This window comes from Arthrobacter sp. R-11 (genome assembly GCF_049913155.1).
Taxonomy (GTDB): domain Bacteria; phylum Actinomycetota; class Actinomycetes; order Actinomycetales; family Micrococcaceae; genus Arthrobacter.
Map to the genome: position 1 here is coordinate 3,365,965 of NZ_CP183979.1, position 17,783 is coordinate 3,383,747.

At 68.0% G+C, this 17,783-nt stretch carries 13 protein-coding genes; 5 read left to right on the forward strand and 8 right to left on the reverse strand.

Annotated features, from left to right (window positions below):
• Positions 1–3: 3 nt before the first annotated feature.
• The 4 genes from ACN9M4_RS15320 to ACN9M4_RS15335 all read right to left on the reverse strand — a co-directional run bounded on the left by ACN9M4_RS15320 (position 4) and on the right by ACN9M4_RS15335 (position 4,970).
• Positions 4–489, reverse strand: coding sequence for a DUF779 domain-containing protein (locus tag ACN9M4_RS15320; protein WP_426299317.1), 486 nt, complete (start codon positions 487–489; stop codon positions 4–6).
• Positions 490–492: 3 nt separating this feature from the next.
• Complete coding sequence (exaC, locus tag ACN9M4_RS15325) at positions 493–2,016, reverse strand: acetaldehyde dehydrogenase ExaC (protein WP_426299319.1); 1,524 nt, start codon at positions 2,014–2,016, stop codon at positions 493–495.
• A 78-nt stretch (positions 2,017–2,094) separates the two neighbouring features.
• On the reverse strand, positions 2,095–3,474 hold the full coding sequence (locus tag ACN9M4_RS15330) for a GAF domain-containing protein (RefSeq protein ID WP_426299321.1): 1,380 nt from the start codon (positions 3,472–3,474) through the stop codon (positions 2,095–2,097).
• A gap of 65 nt (positions 3,475–3,539) precedes the next feature.
• On the reverse strand, positions 3,540–4,970 hold the full coding sequence (locus ACN9M4_RS15335; protein ID WP_426299323.1) for an FAD-dependent oxidoreductase: 1,431 nt from the start codon (positions 4,968–4,970) through the stop codon (positions 3,540–3,542).
• A 182-nt stretch (positions 4,971–5,152) separates the two neighbouring features.
• Between ACN9M4_RS15335 and rarD the strand changes: the two genes are divergently transcribed.
• On the forward strand, positions 5,153–6,187 hold the full coding sequence (rarD, locus tag ACN9M4_RS15340; protein WP_426303494.1) for an EamA family transporter RarD: 1,035 nt from the start codon (positions 5,153–5,155) through the stop codon (positions 6,185–6,187).
• On the opposite strand, the gene ACN9M4_RS15345 is transcribed toward rarD, so the two are convergent.
• Complete coding sequence (locus ACN9M4_RS15345) at positions 6,184–7,053, reverse strand: universal stress protein (protein ID WP_426299325.1); 870 nt, start codon at positions 7,051–7,053, stop codon at positions 6,184–6,186. The genes rarD and ACN9M4_RS15345 overlap by 4 nt on opposite strands.
• Before the next feature lie 184 nt (positions 7,054–7,237).
• Between ACN9M4_RS15345 and ACN9M4_RS15350 the strand changes: the two genes are divergently transcribed.
• Positions 7,238–9,724 carry a polysaccharide lyase 8 family protein gene (locus tag ACN9M4_RS15350; protein WP_426299327.1) on the forward strand — a complete coding sequence of 829 codons (2,487 nt, stop codon included), beginning with the start codon at positions 7,238–7,240 and terminating at the stop codon, positions 9,722–9,724.
• Between the two features lie 105 nt (positions 9,725–9,829).
• Here ACN9M4_RS15350 and gabT read toward each other — a convergent pair whose 3' ends face one another.
• Positions 9,830–11,185, reverse strand: a complete 1,356-nt coding sequence (gabT, locus tag ACN9M4_RS15355) for a 4-aminobutyrate--2-oxoglutarate transaminase (RefSeq protein WP_426299329.1) — start codon at positions 11,183–11,185, stop codon at positions 9,830–9,832.
• Between the two features lie 41 nt (positions 11,186–11,226).
• Positions 11,227–12,657 carry a gamma-aminobutyraldehyde dehydrogenase gene (locus ACN9M4_RS15360; protein WP_426299331.1) on the reverse strand — a complete coding sequence of 477 codons (1,431 nt, stop codon included), beginning with the start codon at positions 12,655–12,657 and terminating at the stop codon, positions 11,227–11,229.
• A gap of 196 nt (positions 12,658–12,853) precedes the next feature.
• Between ACN9M4_RS15360 and ACN9M4_RS15365 the strand changes: the two genes are divergently transcribed.
• The 3 genes from ACN9M4_RS15365 (at position 12,854) to ACN9M4_RS15375 (ending at position 16,338) form a co-directional block, all read left to right on the forward strand.
• Positions 12,854–14,296, forward strand: coding sequence for a PucR family transcriptional regulator (locus ACN9M4_RS15365; protein WP_426299333.1), 1,443 nt, complete (start codon positions 12,854–12,856; stop codon positions 14,294–14,296).
• Positions 14,297–14,422: 126 nt separating this feature from the next.
• Positions 14,423–15,661, forward strand: a complete 1,239-nt coding sequence (locus tag ACN9M4_RS15370; RefSeq protein WP_426299335.1) for a CynX/NimT family MFS transporter — start codon at positions 14,423–14,425, stop codon at positions 15,659–15,661.
• Entirely contained in the window at positions 15,658–16,338 is a 681-nt protein-coding gene (locus ACN9M4_RS15375; RefSeq protein ID WP_426299337.1) for a FadR/GntR family transcriptional regulator, read from the forward strand. Before ACN9M4_RS15370 ends, ACN9M4_RS15375 begins: the two co-directional genes overlap by 4 nt.
• A 15-nt stretch (positions 16,339–16,353) precedes the next feature.
• Here the strand turns inward: ACN9M4_RS15375 and ACN9M4_RS15380 are convergent, their stop codons facing one another.
• Positions 16,354–17,724: an MBL fold metallo-hydrolase gene (locus tag ACN9M4_RS15380; RefSeq protein WP_426299339.1), complete on the reverse strand. Its 1,371-nt coding sequence runs from the start codon at positions 17,722–17,724 to the stop codon at positions 16,354–16,356.
• Between the last annotated feature and the right edge of the window lie 59 nt (positions 17,725–17,783).

Below are 17,783 nucleotides of genomic sequence, written 5' to 3' on the forward strand. Positions count from 1 at the left end.
ATGCTACGGCCCGGGCACCGGCCAATCCATGAGTTTTGAGCGGATCAGGAACCGCTTCCCTTCAGGTGCCTCGACGGAGAATCCGCTGCCCCGGCCGTCCACCACATCCACCGTCAGGTGAGTATGCGACCAGTAGGAGAACTGCTCCCGGGACATCCAGAATTCCAGCGACCAGCCGCCGCCGGGCGCATCCCCGACGCCGCCGGATCCGCCGTCGGACAGGCCGCCCGCGCCGCCGCCGGACAGGCCGCTCGCGCCGCCGTCGATCTCGAAGACGCCCAGCAGCACATCGGAATCCCCGGTGTTGAATTCCCCGGCCGGGTAGCACATGGGCGAGGAACCGTCGCAGCAGCCTCCGGACTGGTGGAACATCAAGGGGCCGTGCCGGCGCCGGAGTTCGCGCAGCAGGTCAAGGGCAGGCGCCGTGAGCGCCACCCGGGAGAAGTCCTCCCCAGGCAGCGTCACGGCGGCCTCAAGTGCCTGGGACATGGCCTAGAAGAATCCCAGCTTGTTTTCGTCGTAGCTGACCAGCAGGTTCTTGGTCTGCTGGTAGTGCTCGAGCATCATCGCGTGGTTTTCGCGTCCGATGCCCGAGGACTTGTAGCCACCGAACGCGGCGCCTGCCGGGTAAGCGTGGTAGTTGTTCACCCAGACCCGGCCGGCCTGGATTTCCCGGCCCGCCCGGTACGCGACGTTGCCGTTGCGGGACCAGACGCCGGCGCCAAGGCCGTACAGGGTGTCGTTGGCGATACCGATGGCGTCGTTGTAGTCGCTGAAGCGGGTCACGGAAACCACCGGGCCGAAGATCTCTTCCTGGAAGATCCGCATCCTGTTGTGGCCTTCGAAAATGGTCGGCTGCACGTAGTAGCCGGCTGCCAGGTCCCCGGGAAGCTCGGCCCTGGCACCGCCCGTGAGCACCTTGGCGCCTTCCTGCTTGCCGATGTCGATGTAAGAGAGGATCTTCTCCAGCTGGTCGTTGGAGGCCTGGGCGCCGATCTGGGTGTCGGTGTCCAGCGGGTTGCCCTGGATGATCCTGTTGGTCCGGGCCACGGCATCGGCCATGAAGGAGTCGTAGATCCCCTCCTGCACCAGGGCGCGCGAGGGACAGGTGCAGACTTCGCCCTGATTGAAGGCGAACAAGGTGAAGCCTTCCTGGGCTTTGTCGTAGAAGGCGTCGTTCTGCGCCGCGACGTCCTCGAAGAAGATGTTGGGGCTCTTGCCGCCGAGCTCCAGGGTGACCGGGATCAGGTTGTTGGCGGCGTACTGGCTGATGAGCCGGCCCGTGGTGGTCTCGCCTGTGAAGGCGATCTTGCGGATCCGGGGGCTGGACGCGAGCGGCTTGCCGGCCTCCACGCCGAAGCCGTTGACGACGTTCACGACGCCGGCGGGAAGCAGGTCCGCGAGAAGTTCGATCAGGACCAGGATGGATACCGGGGTCTGCTCGGCGGGCTTGAGGACAACAGTGTTGCCGGCGGCGAGCGCCGGGGCGAGCTTCCAGACGGCCATCAGGATCGGGAAGTTCCACGGGATGATCTGGCCCACCACGCCGAGCGGTTCGTGGAAGTGGTAGGCGGTGGTGTCGTCGTCGAGCTGGGAGAGGTGGCCTTCCTGCGCGCGGATGGCGGCAGCGAAGTAGCGGAAGTGGTCCGCGGCCAGCGGGATGTCCGCGTTCAGGGTTTCCCGGACAGCTTTGCCGTTGTCCCAGGTCTCGGCCACGGCCAGCAGTTCGACGTTGTCATCGATGCGGTCCGCGATCCTGTTCAGGACGGACGCTCGCTCCGTTGCGGAGGTCCTGCCCCAGGACGGTGCGGCCTTGTGCGCGGCATCCAATGCCAGTTCGATGTCCTCCGCGGTGCCCCTGGCCACCTCGCAGAACGCCTTGCCCGTCACCGGGGTGATGTTTTCGAAGTACTGCCCTTTGACCGGGGCCACCCACTCGCCGCCGATCCAGTTTTCGTAGCGGTCCTTGAACGTGACCTTCGATCCCTCGGTGCCGGGCTGTGCGTAGATTGCCATTGCTAGCTCCTTTGCTGCGCATGGTGGTTGACTGCGCCTTCAGCGTAGGAGCGGGGAGGTTGCAAGCAGGTTGCGGGGTCAGGCCGACAGTTCGCTGTCGATCCGTTCCAGTTCGGCGACGACGGCGGCCCGCCTGGGCGAGCGCGGCGGCAGCAGCTTGAGCGCGGCAAGCCGCACCCCGGCGTCGTCCGCTGCCTCGGGCAGGGCCGCGTACTTGAGGAGGGAATCCGCGCTGCCGTCCGTGAGCACCGCCTCCCGGAGGAGGGTGGAGACGCGCTGCCGGAGTTCGACGACGCCGGGCGCCTCCGAGCGCGGCAGCACGGCGCCGCGGTAGATCTCCAGGGCGATCCGGTGCGCCCCGCGCTGCAGGCAGCCCAGGACCTGGCCTGAGTCCGGGAACAGCTCGACCGGCAGGCGGTACGGGCGGGAACCCGGCACGGCATCGGGGCTCAGCTCCTGCAGGATCTTGCGAAGCCGCACCATCTCGGCCCTGAGCGTGACGGGCGAGCCGTCTCCGGGATAGAGCCGGGCGCAGAGTTCGTCCGCGCTGAGCCCCTCCGGGTGCAGGCTCAGCAGGGCAAGGATCTCGCTGTGCCGGCCGGAAAGCCGGACCGTGCGGCCCGCGATGCTGAGCAGGGCGTGCTCGCGGCCGAGGAGTTGGAGGCTGTTGCGATAAAGCGGGTCCGGATCCTTCCGCACGGCCGCCTGCCGCGCGGCTGCCTGGTTTCCCTCAGGTGCCGGCGCCTTCTGGCGGACGCCGTCCCTCGCCCGCTGCAGCCGTTCGATCCGAAGGTGCGCCTGCGCGGCCGCGACGGTGGCCTCGACGAGGGACAGCGTGTGCGGGGCGACAGCGGTCTCCGAACCGGTGATGTCCACGACGCCCAGCAGCGCACCGGTGTCCGGGTCATGGAAGGGCACGGCCGTGCAGCTCCAAGGGTGGACCGCACGTTTGTAGTGTTCCGCGCCTGAGATCTGGATGCTGCGCCCCAGTGCCAGCGCCGTGCCGGGGGCGCTGGTTCCCACGGACGCCTCGGACCAGTCGGCGCCCGCGACGAACAACATGCTTTCGGCCCTGCGTTGGAGGGCCGGGTCTCCGTCCACCCACAGCAAGCGGCCGAGGCCGTCGCCCACGGCGACCACCAGTCCGCTGTCCTGGCCGGGCTGGACCAGCAGCTTGCGGATCACCGGCATGACGGCGGCCAGCGGGTGCCCGCGGCGGTAGTCCTCCAGCTGGTCAACGTCCATCGCCAGAGGCGCCGCGGCGGTATCCGGGTTGGCCTGCAGTGCGGCCGAACGTTGCCACGACTCCCGGACGAGCGGCCGCAGGCCCGGCAGCACCGCGTCGTCCGGAAGGGAAAAGCTGCCGGCTGCCAGGTGCTCGTGCCCCGTCCGGGCGTGCCGCTGCACCAGCCCACGCGGTTCGTTCCCGTGGGCTGCGGAGTGGACGGGGTTCTTCATCGATCTCCCATTGGCAGGCGCCGTTCCGGCTGGAAAGCCCGTCCGGAAAGCTTAGCCGGAAGGAGTCAGCCGCGCGAGATGCGGATCATGTCCTCGCGGGGGACGACCTTCACGCGTTCGCGTTCGATCCCGCGGTCCGGGTTGTCCGCGGTCCACTGGGTGCCGAGCGCGGCCTCGTGCGCGTCCAGCCGGTTCCAGCCTTCCCACGTGGTGTATTCGATGCCGCGTTCCTCCAGCAGGTCCACGATCGCCTGGGGATCCGGTGTCTCAGCCGGCGGCAGGGAAAGCCTGTCCTCAAGCAGGAAGCCGATGGTCTCCAGCGCATCGCCCTTGGTGTGGCCGATCAGGCCCACGGGGCCGCGCTTGATCCAGCCTGTGGTGTAGACGCCCGGCACAGGCTTGCCGTCGGCACCCAGGACACGTCCGCCGTCGTTCGGAATGACGCCGCGGCGGGCGTCGTACTCCAGCTCATCCAGCGCCGAGCCGTGGTAGCCGATGGCGCGGTACACGGCCTGCACGGGGTAGTCGACGAATTCGCCGGTGCCTTTGACGTTTCCGGTGCCGTCCAGCTGCATCCGTTCGAACTTGATCCTGGAAACCTTCCCGGAGCCGTTCTCCGAAACGATCTCCACCGGGCTGTGCAGGAAGTGCAGGTGCAGGCGGCGGGAGGAGGGCTGCTCGGACTCGGCGTGCTCTTCCACCAGCCAGTTGGTGAGCGTGTTCACCATGGTTTTGATCTGGTTGTTGCTGCGGATGGCCTCGTCCGAGGCTTCGTCGAACTCGAAGTCCTCCGGGTAGAGCACGATGTCGACGTCGTTGGCGTGGGACAGTTCGCGCAGCTCGAGCGGGGTGAACTTCACCTGGGCCGGGCCGCGGCGACCGAAGACGTGCACGTCGGTGACAGGGGAGTTCTTCAGGCCCGCGTAGACATTGTCCGGGATTTCGGTGACCAGGAGGTCATCGGCGTGCTTGGACAGCATGCGGGCCACGTCCAGGGCCACGTTCCCGTTGCCGATGACCGCGATTTCCTTCGCGTCCAGAGGCCATTCCCGGGGCACGTCCGGGTGGCCGTCGTACCAGGAGACGAAGTCGGCGCCGCCGTAGGAGCCCTCCAGTTCGATGCCCGGGATGTCCAGGGCCGCGTCCTTGATGGCGCCGGTGGAGAAAATGACGGCGTCGTAGAAGGAGCGGAAGTCGTGCAGGGTGAGGTCCCGGCCGTAGGTGACGTTGCCGAAGAAGCGGATGTCGCCGCGGTCCAGCACTTTGTGCAGGGCGTTGACGATGCCCTTGATGCGGGGATGGTCCGGGGCCACGCCGTAGCGGATCAGCCCGTACGGGGCGGGGTACGCCTCGAAGAGGTCGATGCTGACTTCGAGGTGTCCGTCCTTGACTTCGCTCGATTTGCTCAGGATGTCCGCGGCGTAGACGCCGGCCGGTCCCGCGCCGATGATGGCGACGCGCAATGGACGAGTGGAGCTGTTTTCCGAGTTGGACACCGTGGACCCTCCGTCAGACGAAACCCCTGCAACAATGGCGTGCAGGGCCCCAGTCTAATCCCCGCCACCCGCGCGAAAGCCCGTACGCGCAGCTCCGTGACACGAAGCGCCACGCACCCGGCCGGGGTTCCAGACAGCCTTCCGACCGGCCGTTCAGGAATAGCCCCCGGGGACGTGATGTTATTGGTTCTGTGCCTACGCCCGAACAAGCCCCAGCCGCCCTGCCCGCCAACGCCCTGTCGCCGGAGGCTCCCGCCACGGGCGTTCCGGCCGTGAAACCTGCCGGCGCGGCGACGGCAGCGAGAAGCGAGACGACGACCGGCATCCTGTACGGCATCGGCGCCTACGGCTTGTGGGGGCTGCTGCCGCTCTACTTCATACTGCTGCAGCCTGCCGGCGCGGTGGAGATCGTGGCCAACCGCGTGGTCTGGTCGCTGCTGTTCTGTGGCGCACTCATCGCCGTCACCCGGAACTGGGGCCAACTGGCCAAGGCGTTCAAGGACCGCACCATCTTCGTGCCCCTGGCAGTGGCGGCGCTGCTCATCGCCGTCAACTGGCTCACCTATACCTACGGGATCACCACCGGGCAGGCAGTCGAGGCATCGCTGGGCTACTTCATCAATCCCCTGGTCTCCGTGCTCCTGGGCGTCTTCGTCCTGAAGGAAACCCTCCGCCCGCTGCAGTGGGCCGCCGTCGGTACCGGCTTCGCCGCCGTCGCCGTCCTGACCGTCTCCTACGGCAAGCTGCCCTGGATCGCCCTGGTCCTGGCGTTCAGCTTCGGGCTGTACGGCTTCGTCAAGAAGCGGGTGGGGCCGCGCCTGAACGCCATCACCAGCCTCACGGTGGAAACCGTGGTGCTTGCCCCGTTTGCCGCGGCCACCATGCTGCTCCTCGGCCTGGGCGGAAGCGCCACCCTCGGCAGCCACGGGGCCGGACATTTCTGGCTGCTGCTCTCCTCCGGCGTGATAACCGCAGTGCCGCTGGTGTTCTTCGGCGCCTCGGCCAGCCGGCTGCCGCTTACGACCATCGGCATGCTGCAGTACTTCGCACCGCTGCTCCAGTTCATCGTTGCCCTGGCGGTGCTGCACGAAACCATGACCACGGAGCGTTGGATCGGCTTCGGCATCGTGTGGTTTGCGCTGGCCCTGCTCACGGCGGACATGTTCCGCAACGCACGCAAGAACGCCGCTTTCCGCAAGCAGGCCCGGAACGCCTAAATGGGCATCGAATCCACGCGCTCGTAATCGCGCGGAACCACCACCATGGGCACCGGCAGCGCGCGGAGGATCTTGTTCGCGGTGCTGCCGATAAACAGTTTGTTCTTCTCGCCCAGCCGTGACGAACCGATGATCAGCACTTCGCCTTCCAGCCATTCCAGGCTGTCGATGGCTTCTTCGATGTTGCGTCCGTGCGCGACGGCGACACTCACGTCATGGCCTTCGGGCAGGCGGGCGGCGGCGTCGCTGAGGACGGTGTTGGCGTGGCGGTGGGCCGCGTTGGTCGCTTCGCCGCTCTCGTCCGGGCCGGCGTCGAGCGTCACGAGGGAAACCAGGCGCAGCGGCACGCCGCGCCGGTTGGCCGCACCGATGGCGGTGCCGATGGCGGCGTCCGCACCGGCCCGCTGCCCGGTCGCCAAAGTGAACCGGGTGACAGGCTCGGTGCGGTTATAGCCGCGCGGCGCGAGGGCCACGGGTACCGGCGAGGCGTGCAGGAGGGCGTTGGCCACGCTGCCCACGGTGAAACGCTTGAACAGTCCATTGCTGGCAGCACCCACCACGATCAGCCCGGCGTCGTCGCCGGCGGCTTCGATCAGGCCGGCGGCGAATGATTCGGCGGGGACGGGTCGGAAACCGGCCCCGACGCCGTCGGGCACCAAGGCCAGGCTGTCCCGCTCCGCACTGAGGATGGCTTGTTCGGCCGGGGTCGCGGCGGCGCCTTCGGGATAGAGCCCCGCGTAGGGAGTGTGCGGATCCACCACGTGGACGATGTCCAGGGAAGCGTCCTGGGCCCGGGCCAGGGAGGCGGCAAGGGCAACGGCGTCCGCGCCGCGCTCCTTGGACGAATAACCAACGACGTATCGCATGTAATTACCCCTCTTTGGGTAGCTCAGCAACGGCAGTTCCGTAGTGTGAACTCTACGGTTTCCGCCGGCCGCTGCCCAGTATCGCCGCCTGCCCGGTGCCGCCCCCTAGGCCCGGCCCGGCACCCGAACAACGCTGAGCACTTTTGTTCATTTGCATTGAGAGCGCACAGATTCCGGACATAGCGTGACTCCGATCACCCTTCCCCACGACCTGGAGGCGCCGTTGTCCCCCTTCGACCTGTCCCCGTTTGAACTGAACCGCCGCACCCTTCTGACACTCATGGGAGCCGCGGCAGTGTTCGCCGGCACCGCACCGGCCGCCGCCGTAGCGAGCGAGGACCCGCTCGCGGATCTCATCGCCCGCCGTCGCCTCATGCTGGCCGGCGACGGTAGCGCCGCCGCCGTTCCGGAGCTCGCGGAGGCACTGAAGGCCATGAGCGGAAGCGCCGCGGCCACCTGGAAGTCCATGATTACGCCCAGCGGCACCTCGGGCCTCTGGGCCGACCTCCCGCTGGCCGGGATCGGAAGCGCCGCCGATGCCACGGGAAACATGGGTGTGAGCTTCAACCGGATCTACGAGCTCGCCCTGGCCTACAGCACGGCGGGCTCGGAGCAGCACGGCGACACCCCCCTCGCTGAGGACCTGGTTTCAGCCCTGTCCTACCTGAGCACCACGGCCTACAAGGCCGGGATGCGCGCCGCCGGCAACTGGTGGTTCTGGGAGATCGGGGTGCCGCGCAGGGCCGCGGACATCCTGGTCCTTCTGCATGACCTGGTCCCCGGGGAGCTGCGGACCTCCCTGATGGCCGCCGCCCGCTACTTCACCCCGGACCCCAACTGGCGCGGGCGCGGCACGGGTTTCGCCGAGACCGGGGCCAACCGGACCGACAAGGCCCTCTCCTGCGCCCTGCGCGGCATCCTGGACGGACGCCCCGACGAGATCGCCCTGGCCCGCGATGCCCTGAGCGACACGGTGGGCGGCGGTCGGAACAGCGTGTTCGGCTACGTCACCAGCGGCGACGGCTTCTACACGGACGGCTCCTTCGTCCAACACAGCTACCTTCCCTACGTGGGCACCTACGGCGTGGTGACCCTCGGCGGCATCGCCGAGATCCTGGGGCTGCTGGGCGGCAGCGGCTGGGACGTCACCGACCCGAAGAAGTCCGTGGTCCTTGACGCCGTGGAGGCCTCCTACGCCCCGTTCATCTGGAACGGCCGGATGATGGACGCCGTGCGGGGCAGGGCCGTGTCCCGGCAGAAAAACCCCGACTACGTGGACGGCGCTGCAGCCCTCACCGCCATCCTGCTGCTCGCCCCGGGCGCCGGCGAACCATACCGCGGCCGGTACCTTGCGCTCGTCAAAGGCTGGCTGCAGCGCGCCAGCCTCACCCTCTACGGGCTGCTGGGCCAGAGCATCGCCAAATCGCTCCTGGTGACGTCCGCGCTGGCAGATACCGCCGTCGCCGCCGCTCCAGCACCCCTCTACACCAAAGCCTTCGGAGACCAGGACCGGCTGGTGCACCATCGCCCCGCTTTCAGCTCGGTAGTGAACATCTCCTCGAAGCGGATCGGCCGCTACGAGTGGGGGAACTTCGAAAACAACCTCGGCTGGTACCAGGGCGACGGCATGACTTTCTACTACATCCCCGCGGCCCCGGACCAGTACAGCGCCGACTTCTGGCCCACCGTGGACCCCTACCGCCTGCCCGGCACCACCGTGACGGCGGAACCGCGCGTCAGCGGCGCCGCGAACGGCACCGGCATCCCCCGGGCGTTCCAGGCTTTCGCCGGCGGCCTGGACCTTGACGGACGCTGGGGTATCCAGGGCATGGACCACCTGAACTTCAACAAGACCCTGGGCGCCCGGAAGTCCTGGTTCTTCCTGGACGACAAAGTGGTGTGCCTCGGCGCAGGAATCACCTCGGCCTCCGGCCACGAGGTCTTCACCACCGTGGACAACCGCTCCTTCGCGCCCGGCACCGTGCCCGAGATCCGCACCGACAGCCGGAACCGCGTCCTGGCTGCCGGCAGCGCCGCCGTCAAGGTCAAGCGCAGCGTCCACATCATGGGGCACGGCGGCTACGTCTTCCTGCCCGGGGAGAACGTCAGCGGAGACATCGACGTGCAGGTCATCCGGCGCACGGGTGACTGGAAGACCATCAACTCCGGTTCGGACACTGGCGGCAGCGACGAGGTGAAGACCCGAGACTACGTGACCATCACCCACCACCACGGAACCAACCCGCAGGGCGGCGGCTACGCCTACGTTGCCTTCCCGGGCGCGGAACACTCCGTGACCTTTACCGAATCGGATGAGCCGACCATCGAGGTGCTGGCCAACAACGCCGTCGCGCAGATGATCCGGGACGGCAGCCAAGGGCTGCTGCTCGCGAACTTCTTCGCTGCCACCGCGGCCGGGCAGCCAGTCCAGGGCGTCACCAGCAGCGGTCCCTGCTCCCTGGCGGTGCATCAGGAGAAGGACAGGGTGACGGTGGCGCTCTCGGACCCGAGCCGCACCCAGTCCCCCGCCCAGGTGACGCTGGACGGCGTGGCCGCCAACGCCGTCGTCGAATCCGATCCCGGCGTCACGCTGCTCAGCACCTCGCCGTTGACCCTGGAGTTCGCCCTCGACGGGCACGGCCACGCCAAGCGGGTGGTCCTCTCCCGCTGAGGCCTCGCGCCCGGGGGCGTTAACGCAAAGAGCGGACACAGGATCGCTGTGTCCGCTCTTTTGCGAGGCCAGACGTCTTTGTCCGTCTGGAGGCATTGGTGGGGACTAGGCGTTGGCCTTGATGGCCTTGGCCAGGACCTCGAGGCCGTCCAGCAGCACGTCGTCGCTGATGACCAGCGCCGGGAGCAGGCGGATGACGTTGCCGTAGGTGCCGCAGGTGAGGATGATGACACCCTCGGCGAGGCAGGCGGCGGCAACGGTCTTGGTGAGCTCCGGGTTCGGTTCCTTGGAACCGGGCTGTACGAGTTCGATGGCAAGCATGGCGCCGCGGCCGCGGACGTCGCCGACCACGGAGACTTCCGAAGCCAGTTCGTTGAGCTTGCCGAGGGCGAGCTCTTCGATGTGGCGGGCACGGGCATTGAGGTCGTACTGCTCCATGGTGCCGATGGCAGCAAGCGCTGCAGCACAGGCAACCGGGTTGCCGCCGTAGGTGCCGCCGAGGCCGCCCGGGTGGACGGCGTCGAGCAGGTCGGCGCGGCCGGTGATCGCGGACAGCGGCATGCCGCCGGCGATGCCCTTGGCCATGGTGATGATGTCCGGGACAACACCTTCGTGGTTCACGGCGAACCATTCACCGGTGCGGCAGAAGCCGGATTGGACTTCGTCGGCGATGAAGACGATGCCCTTTTCCTTGGCCCAGTCAGCCAGTGCCGGGAGGAAACCTTCGGCCGGGACGATGAAGCCGCCCTCGCCCTGGATCGGTTCGATGATGATCGCGGCAACCTGGTCCCCGCCGATCTGCTTCTCGATGGCGAGGATGGCACGCTTTGCGGCCTCGGCACCGGTAATCTCCGGGTTTTCCTCGCGGAACGGGTAGCTCATCGGCATGCGGTAGACCTCGGGCGCGAACGGGCCGAAGTTGGTCTTGTACGGCATGGCCTTGGCGGTCAGCGCCATGGTCAGGTTGGTGCGGCCGTGGTAGGCGTGGTCGAAAGCGACGACGGCGTCACGGCCCGTGGCCAGGCGGGCCACCTTGACGGCGTTTTCCACGGCTTCGGCACCGGAGTTGAAGAGCACGGTGCGCTTCTCGTGGTCGCCCGGGGTGAGGCGGTTCAGCTGCTCGGCGACCGCGACGTAGCCCTCGTACGGGGTCACCATGAAGCAGGTGTGGGTGAAGTGCGCGGTGGCTTCCTGGACGGCGGCGACGACGGCGGGGTCGGATGCGCCGACGCTCGTCACGGCGATGCCGGAGCCGAGGTCGATGAAGGAGTTGCCGTCGACGTCGCGGATGATGCCGCCGTCGGCGTCTTCAACGTAGACCGGGACGCCGGAAGCGACGCCGGCGGCGACGACGGCGGAGCGGCGGGCGGCCAGTTCCTGGGACTTCGGGCCCGGGAAGGCGCCGTTGATGTTGCGCTTCTGCTCAAGGCGGTAGGTGAGCTCAGGTGCGGTTGCAGTCATTGGTGTTTCTTTCTTTGCTGAATCTCGTAAGACTCGGGTGTTCAGGCGTCGAGGGAGGACATGACGTGCTTGATGCGCGTATAGTCCTCGACGCCGTACATGGAGAGGTCCTTGCCGTAGCCGGACTGCTTGAAGCCGCCGTGCGGCATTTCGGCGGTCAGCAGGATGTGGGTGTTGATCCACACCGCGCCGAAGTCCAGGTCGCGGCTGACGCGCATGGCGGTGCCGTGGTCCGTGGTCCAGACGCTGGAGGCCAGGGCGTATTCGACGTCGTTGGCCAGCTCGACTGCCTCGGCCTCGGTGGTGAACTTCTGGACCGTGATGACCGGGCCGAAGGTTTCCTTCTGGACAATGTCATCGTCCTGGTGGGCCCCGGTGATGATGGTGGGCTCGAAGAAGAAGCCCTTCTCACCCGCACGGTGGCCGCCGGTCTCGATCCGGCAGTGCGCCGGCAGGTGCTCCACCACGGAGCTGACGGCGTTGAAGTGGTTCACGTTGTTGAGCGGACCGAAGTAGTTGTCTTCGTCGTTCTGCGAACCGGTCTGCAGGGTCTTGGTGTGTTCGACCATGGCTGCGACGACCTCGTCGTGGACCGAGTCCTCGATCAGCACGCGCGTGATGGCCGTGCAGTCCTGGCCGGCGTTGAAGAAGGCGAACTCGGCAATGGCTGCGGCGCTCTTCTTGATGTCGGCGTCCTTGAAGACAATGGCCGGGGCCTTGCCGCCAAGCTCCAGGTGGGCCCGCTTGAGGCCCTTCGCTGCGCTCGCGGCGACAGCGATGCCGGCGCGCACGGAACCGGTGATGGAGACCAGGCCAGGCACCTTGTGCTCGGTCATCAGGCTGCCGGTGGCGGCGTTGCCGAGGACCACGTTGACGACGCCGGCCGGGAAGATCCCGCCGATCAGCCGGGCCAGCACCAGGGTGGATTCCGGGGTGGTGTCCGAGGGCTTGAGGACCACGGTGTTGCCCGCGGCCAGGGCCGGGCCGAGCTTCCAGATGGCCATCAGGAACGGGTAGTTCCACGGGGCCACCTGGGCCACGACGCCGATCGGTTCGCGGCGGACGTAGGAGGTGTGGCCCTCGAAGTACTCGCCGGCGGACTTGCCTTCCAGGAGGCGTGCGGCGCCGGCGAAGAACCGGAGCTGGTCCGCGCCTGCGGCGACTTCCTCGGAGGCGATCAGGGAGCGGACCTGGCCGGTGTTGCGGTGCTGTGCCTCGACGAGCTCGTCGCTGTTGGCCTCGACGGCGTCGGCCAGCTTGAGGAGGAGCAGCTGGCGCTGGCCGGGGGTCACGTGCTTCCACGTGGTGAATGCTTCCTTGGCTGCATTCATGGCGGCGTCGATATCCGCGGACACCGAAATGGGCGACTTTGCGACCACTTCGCCGTTCGTCGGGTTCACGACGTCCAGCAGCTCGGTGCCTGCAGGCGTGACGAACTCCCCGTTGATGAAGTTCTGCAAGGTTTGGACCACGGTGTACAACCCTCTTTCGGTGTCTAGGTGTTGTTGGCAGCACGGTGCTGTCCACAGCCAGGTGTCATTTGCAGCCCTGTGTTGTCTACAGCACAGTCGAGCCTATGCCAGCAGTACGCCGTAAGGAATAGCCAGCTGCACACCTGGCGCAGGGGCTCTTAGTGCGAATGACCAGCGCCGGGCTATCCTTTTTTCCATGGCAATGTCCCTCTCCGCCCTGCTGGCCGTACCGTCCCTGAACCTCCGCAAGGCCGGACTCGCGGAAACCACCTGGAACTCGGACATCCGCTGGGTGGCCGTGACTGAGCTGGAGGATCCGCAGCGCTTTCTCAACGGCGGCGAACTCATCCTCACCACGGGACTGCGGCTCAACGGCGCCACGGAACAGCGCCGCTTCGTCCGCCAGGCGCAGCGCGCCGGGGCCGTTGGCATCGGTTTCGGCACGGGCCTGAGCCACGAAACCGTCCCGCCGGCGCTGGTTGCCGAGGCCAACCGCTGGGGCCTGCCCCTCGTGGAAGTCCCCTACGAAACCCCGTTCATCGCCATCGGCAAGCTGGTTGCCGACTCCCAGTCCGCCGACCATTACTCCAAGCTGGAACGGCTCATCGCGGGCCACCAGATCCTGGCCCGCGCGCTGCTCACCGGCGGCGGTCTCGGTGAACTCCTCAAGCAGCTGGGCAGCATGCTGCGCACCGACGTCGCGCTCACGCAGTTCAGCGCCCAGCTCTACAACAGCGCCCCGGGAGCTCCCGCCCCGACCACCGAAAACTGGTCCTCCTACCCCATCCCCACCGGCCGCCGCGACGCCTGTACGCTCTGGCTGCGCCACCCCTTCGGCGACACGGGAATCGTGGGCTACGCGCAAAACCTCATCAGCGTCGAACTGAACAACATGGTCAAGCAGCGCCAGAGCCAGCGGGCGCTGGCAGGGCAAGTGCTGGACGACGTCATCCACGGCACCCTGGACACGATCGAGGCGGCACGCCGCCTCGCCGGCGTCGGGATCAACAGCACCCGCAAGAACGTGGTGCTGCTGGCGGTTTCCAGCGCCCACCACAAGCAGCTCGGCAGCACCTCGCTGCCGCAGTCCCTCGACGGCGCGGTGAGCGCCGTCGTCGGGAAGGACCTCGTGACGGTGGTGCCCGACGACGGCTCCTCCGCGAGCGCCCTGGCCAAGGACCTCAGCGAGCACCTGCTGGAGGCCGGGATCCACGCGCTGATCGGGATCGGCGGCGCGTACACGAAACCGAACGGCGTGCGCTGGAGCTACTTCGAGGCCCGCGACGCCGTGGCCCACGGCCTGCCCGTCAACGAACCCGAACGGCTCAGCCTCACCTCCCTGCTGCTGGCCAGCGAAGATGTCCCGCTGGCGGACATGGCTGCCGAAGCCCTCACTCCCCTGCAGAAGTTCGACGCCGCGCACGGCTCCGAACTCGTGGCGACCTTGGAAAGCTACCTGAACCACAACGGTTCGGTGGCGGCGGTGGCCGAGGCGCTGACCCTGCACCGCAACACGGTGCGCTACCGGCTGGCCCAGATTACCGAGCTCAGCGGCTATGACCCCGCGCAGACCGCGGACCGCGTGCAGCTGTGGCTGGCCCTGGCCGTGCAGCGGCTCGGTGCCCGCCAGCCGCGGTAACGCACCCCCGTCACGCCCGCCGTCCGGCTGCCCGCCTGCCCACCGGGAGAGCTGCCCACCTGCCCACCTGGAGAGCTTCGCCACAAAAGTCGGCATCGAAAACATCAAACGTCTAACCTTTAGAGCATGGCGACTTCGATACCTTCCCAGACCGTGCCCCCTTCCGCCCTGCCCAAACGCAAGCTCGTCGTCGTCGCCGGCGTCGTGGCGGTTGCCCTGATCGGCCTGAACCTGCGCGCCGGGATCACCAGCGCCGCCTCGCTCTTCCACGAGCTGCAGGAGGTCCTGGGCTACGGGGCGGTAGTCGCCTCGATCCTGCCCACCATTCCGCTGCTGTGCTTCGCCTTCGCGGGAATGGCCACGCCCTGGCTGGTGCGGAAGACCGGCGTCGAGAAGGCGATCCTGCTTTCCCTGGCCCTGCTGGCCGCCGGGCTGCTGGTCCGCGGCGTTCCCACCACCGGCGCCCTGCTGGGCGGGACCGTGCTGGCCATGTGCGGGCTCGCGGTGTGCAATGTGGCGATGCCCGTCTTCATCCGCGAGCACTACGCTGCGAAGACCCCGGTGATGACAGGCCTCTACACCTTCACCATGTCGGGCGGCGCCACCATCGCCGCGTCGGTGAGTGTTCCCATGGCGCAGCAGCTCGGCTCGCCGTCGCTCGGACTTGCTGCGTGGGGGATCCTGGGCGTCGCCGCCCTGCTCGGCTTCCTTCCCATGGTGGTGCACACCCACCGCAAGGCCGCCCGCAGGGATGCCGAACGCGTGTCCATGTGGCCCATGCTGCGCACCCGCCACGGCCTGCTGATCACCGCGGTCTTCACCTTCCAAGGGTTCCTGGCCTACGGCGTGATGAGCTGGTTCGCCTACCTCCTGACCAACCGCGGCCTCGGCGCCGCCGAAAGCGGCCTGCAGTTCGGCCTGATGCAGATCGTCTCGGTGGTCGCCGGCATGGCGTTGCTGGCCTTCGGCTCCCGGCCCGGCATGCTGCGCCCCGCCTTCTATCTGGCCAGCTCCACCACCCTTGCCGGAATCGTGGCCATGCTGCTGCTTCCGGTGACCTGGGCCGCCGTGCCTGCCGTGCTGACCGGATTCGGCCTGGGCGTCTTCCCGCTCGTGCTGATGGTGATCAGCCGCAGCGGGCGTTCGACGGCGGAAACCACCGCGCTCTCCACGGTGGCCCAGTCGCTGGGGTACCTGATCGCGGCGGCCGGACCGTTTGGCGTCGGCCTGCTGCACAGCGCGAGCGGCGGCTGGACCCTGCCCCTCGGCCTGCTGATCGTGGCCTCCCTCGCGCTGATGGTCTCCTGCCATCTGATGACCGCCAAGGGTGTCCTGCCCCAGGCCGGACGGAAGAGCGTCGCATGAGCCTGACCCCTGTGCACCGCCCCGTCCTCGCCGACGAGGTCACCGCCCGCCTCCGGACCATGATCCAGTCCGGTGAATGGCCGCTGGAAGAGCGGATTCCCGCCGAGCCGGAACTGATGGCACAGCTCTCTGTCTCCCGCGGCACCCTGCGCGAAGCGATCAAGGCACTGGCCCACAGCGGCATGCTGGAAGTCCGCCGGGGGGACGGCACCTACGTTCGCGCCACGAGCGAGATGTCCGGTGCCGCGCGGCGCATGTACAAGGAGCACACCCCGCAGCATGTGCTGGAGGTCCGGCTGGCCCTGGACACCCAGGCCGCGCGACTGGCCGCAGGCAACGCCACGGCTGCGGACATCGGGGCGATGCGCGGACTGCTGCGCACCTGGCGGGAGGCGTGGGCAGCCGGGGACTTCGACACCTGGGCCAAGGCCGACTGGACGTTCCATGACCTGGTGGCCAAGGCCTCGGGCAATCCGCTGCTGCATGAGCTCTACGCGAGCTTCAGCGGCGCCCTCCATGCCGACCTCCTCATCCAGCGCCAGCGAGCCGGCTTCAATGGTGTGCCGGACGCGGGCCATGACGAACTCGTGGACGCAATCGAGGCACGGGACGCGGCGGCCGCCGTCGAAAGCGTCAACCGGAACCTGGACTCCTGCGCGGAGTGGCTAGGACGTTGATGGATAGGCCAGAAGCTAAAGGGCGGACCGGCTGCTGACGGTTCCCGGCGCGTCGCGGAAGCGGGCATCGATAAGCACAACCTCGCGCCCCTCGCGGTGCAGCAGGCTGGCCGCCACGCCGGCGCGGTATCCGGAACTGCAGTACACCCAGGTCCGTCGATCCGGCAGCTCGGCCATCCGGGCAAGGAGCTGATGCAGGGGAACGCTCACTGCACCGGCCACATGCGAAGCCGCGAACTCCTCGGCACGGCGGACATCCAGCAGCGTGTCCTCCTCGCCGCGGTCCTGCATGAATCCCGGCCAGTCCGTCCGCGGGTAGCCGGTCAGCGGCACGTCCGGGGCCAGGGCTCCGGGTTCATCGCCCACCGCCACGTCCGGGGACTCGATGCCGATCCGGGCCAGGTCGCGGATGGCCTGCTCCACGTCTTCCCGTGAACCGGCCAGCGTCAACGGCTGGCCCCACGGCAGCACCCAGCCCAGGTAACTGGTGAAGCTGGATCCGCTGCCGTATTCGAAACTGGCGCTGCCACGCAGGTGGCTGGCCGCGAACGCCACCCTGTTGCGAAGGTCCACCACCCATTCCCCGGCTTCGAGCCTGTTCCGCAGCTCGCCCGGGTCCACGCTGTCCGGGACGGCCACCGATGCTGGCCCCGGCCCGGCCTCGTTAAGCGGGCGCATGTGCGCGTAGTAGGAAGGGTAGGCGGCCACGGCAGCCAGCAGCCCGGCCACGAAATGCTCCTCGTCCGGGTCGGTCAGTGCATGGTTGGAAGCCAGCTGCTCCCCGATCGTTGAAGCCCGGGCCCTGGACGGCGGGCCGCTTGAACAGAAGGATCCGAAGCCGTGCGTGGGGTAGAGCTCCGCGTCCGGCCCGGCGTCCGCGGCGAGCCGGTGCACCGAGGCGTACTGCTCATGGGCGAGGCCGGCGGTGTCGGCCGCCGTCACAAGGTCCGTGCGGCCCACCGAGCCGTAAAGCAGGCTTCCGCCGGAGAACACTGCCCGGCGACCGGCGTCGGGCCCGTCAGTCTCTTCCACGACGTAGGCGACGTGGGTATGCGTGTGGCCCGGGGTCGCGAGCACCTTCACGGACAGCCGGCCCACGCGGAACAGCTGCCCGTCCCGGACCGGCTCACGTTCGAAGGCGACCGCGTCCGCGGCGTTCACGAGGTAACGGGCCCCAAGCGCCCGCGCCAGGTGCAGCCCGCCGGTGACGTAGTCGTTGTGGATGTGTGTTTCGGCAACGTGCGTGATGGTGACGCCGGCGTCGCGGGCGGCCGCCTCGATCCGGTCGGTATCCCGCTGGGGGTCGATCACCAGACCCACCTGGCCGTCATGCACGAGGTAGCTGCGATCCCCAAGCTGGGTCGTTTCGATGACGACGACGTCCATGCTTCAGCTTAAAGCAACGCGGGGTCACTTACGGCCCGTTCCGGTCCCCCGGATGGGCT

Bases quoted from the DNA above. Each gene is read 5' to 3' on its own strand.
- ACN9M4_RS15320 (WP_426299317.1), bottom strand. From the start codon at position 489: ATGTCCCAGGCACTTGAGGCCGCCGTGACGCTGCCTGGGGAGGACTTC.
- exaC (WP_426299319.1), bottom strand. From the start codon at position 2,016: ATGGCAATCTACGCACAGCCCGGCACCGAGGGATCGAAGGTCACGTTC.
- ACN9M4_RS15330 (WP_426299321.1), bottom strand. From the start codon at position 3,474: ATGAAGAACCCCGTCCACTCCGCAGCCCACGGGAACGAACCGCGTGGG.
- ACN9M4_RS15345 (WP_426299325.1), bottom strand. From the start codon at position 7,053: ATGCGATACGTCGTTGGTTATTCGTCCAAGGAGCGCGGCGCGGACGCC.
- gabT (WP_426299329.1), bottom strand. From the start codon at position 11,185: ATGACTGCAACCGCACCTGAGCTCACCTACCGCCTTGAGCAGAAGCGC.
- ACN9M4_RS15365 (WP_426299333.1), top strand. From the start codon at position 12,854: ATGGCAATGTCCCTCTCCGCCCTGCTGGCCGTACCGTCCCTGAACCTC.
- ACN9M4_RS15370 (WP_426299335.1), top strand. From the start codon at position 14,423: ATGGCGACTTCGATACCTTCCCAGACCGTGCCCCCTTCCGCCCTGCCC.
- ACN9M4_RS15375 (WP_426299337.1), top strand. From the start codon at position 15,658: ATGAGCCTGACCCCTGTGCACCGCCCCGTCCTCGCCGACGAGGTCACC.
- ACN9M4_RS15380 (WP_426299339.1), bottom strand. From the start codon at position 17,724: ATGGACGTCGTCGTCATCGAAACGACCCAGCTTGGGGATCGCAGCTAC.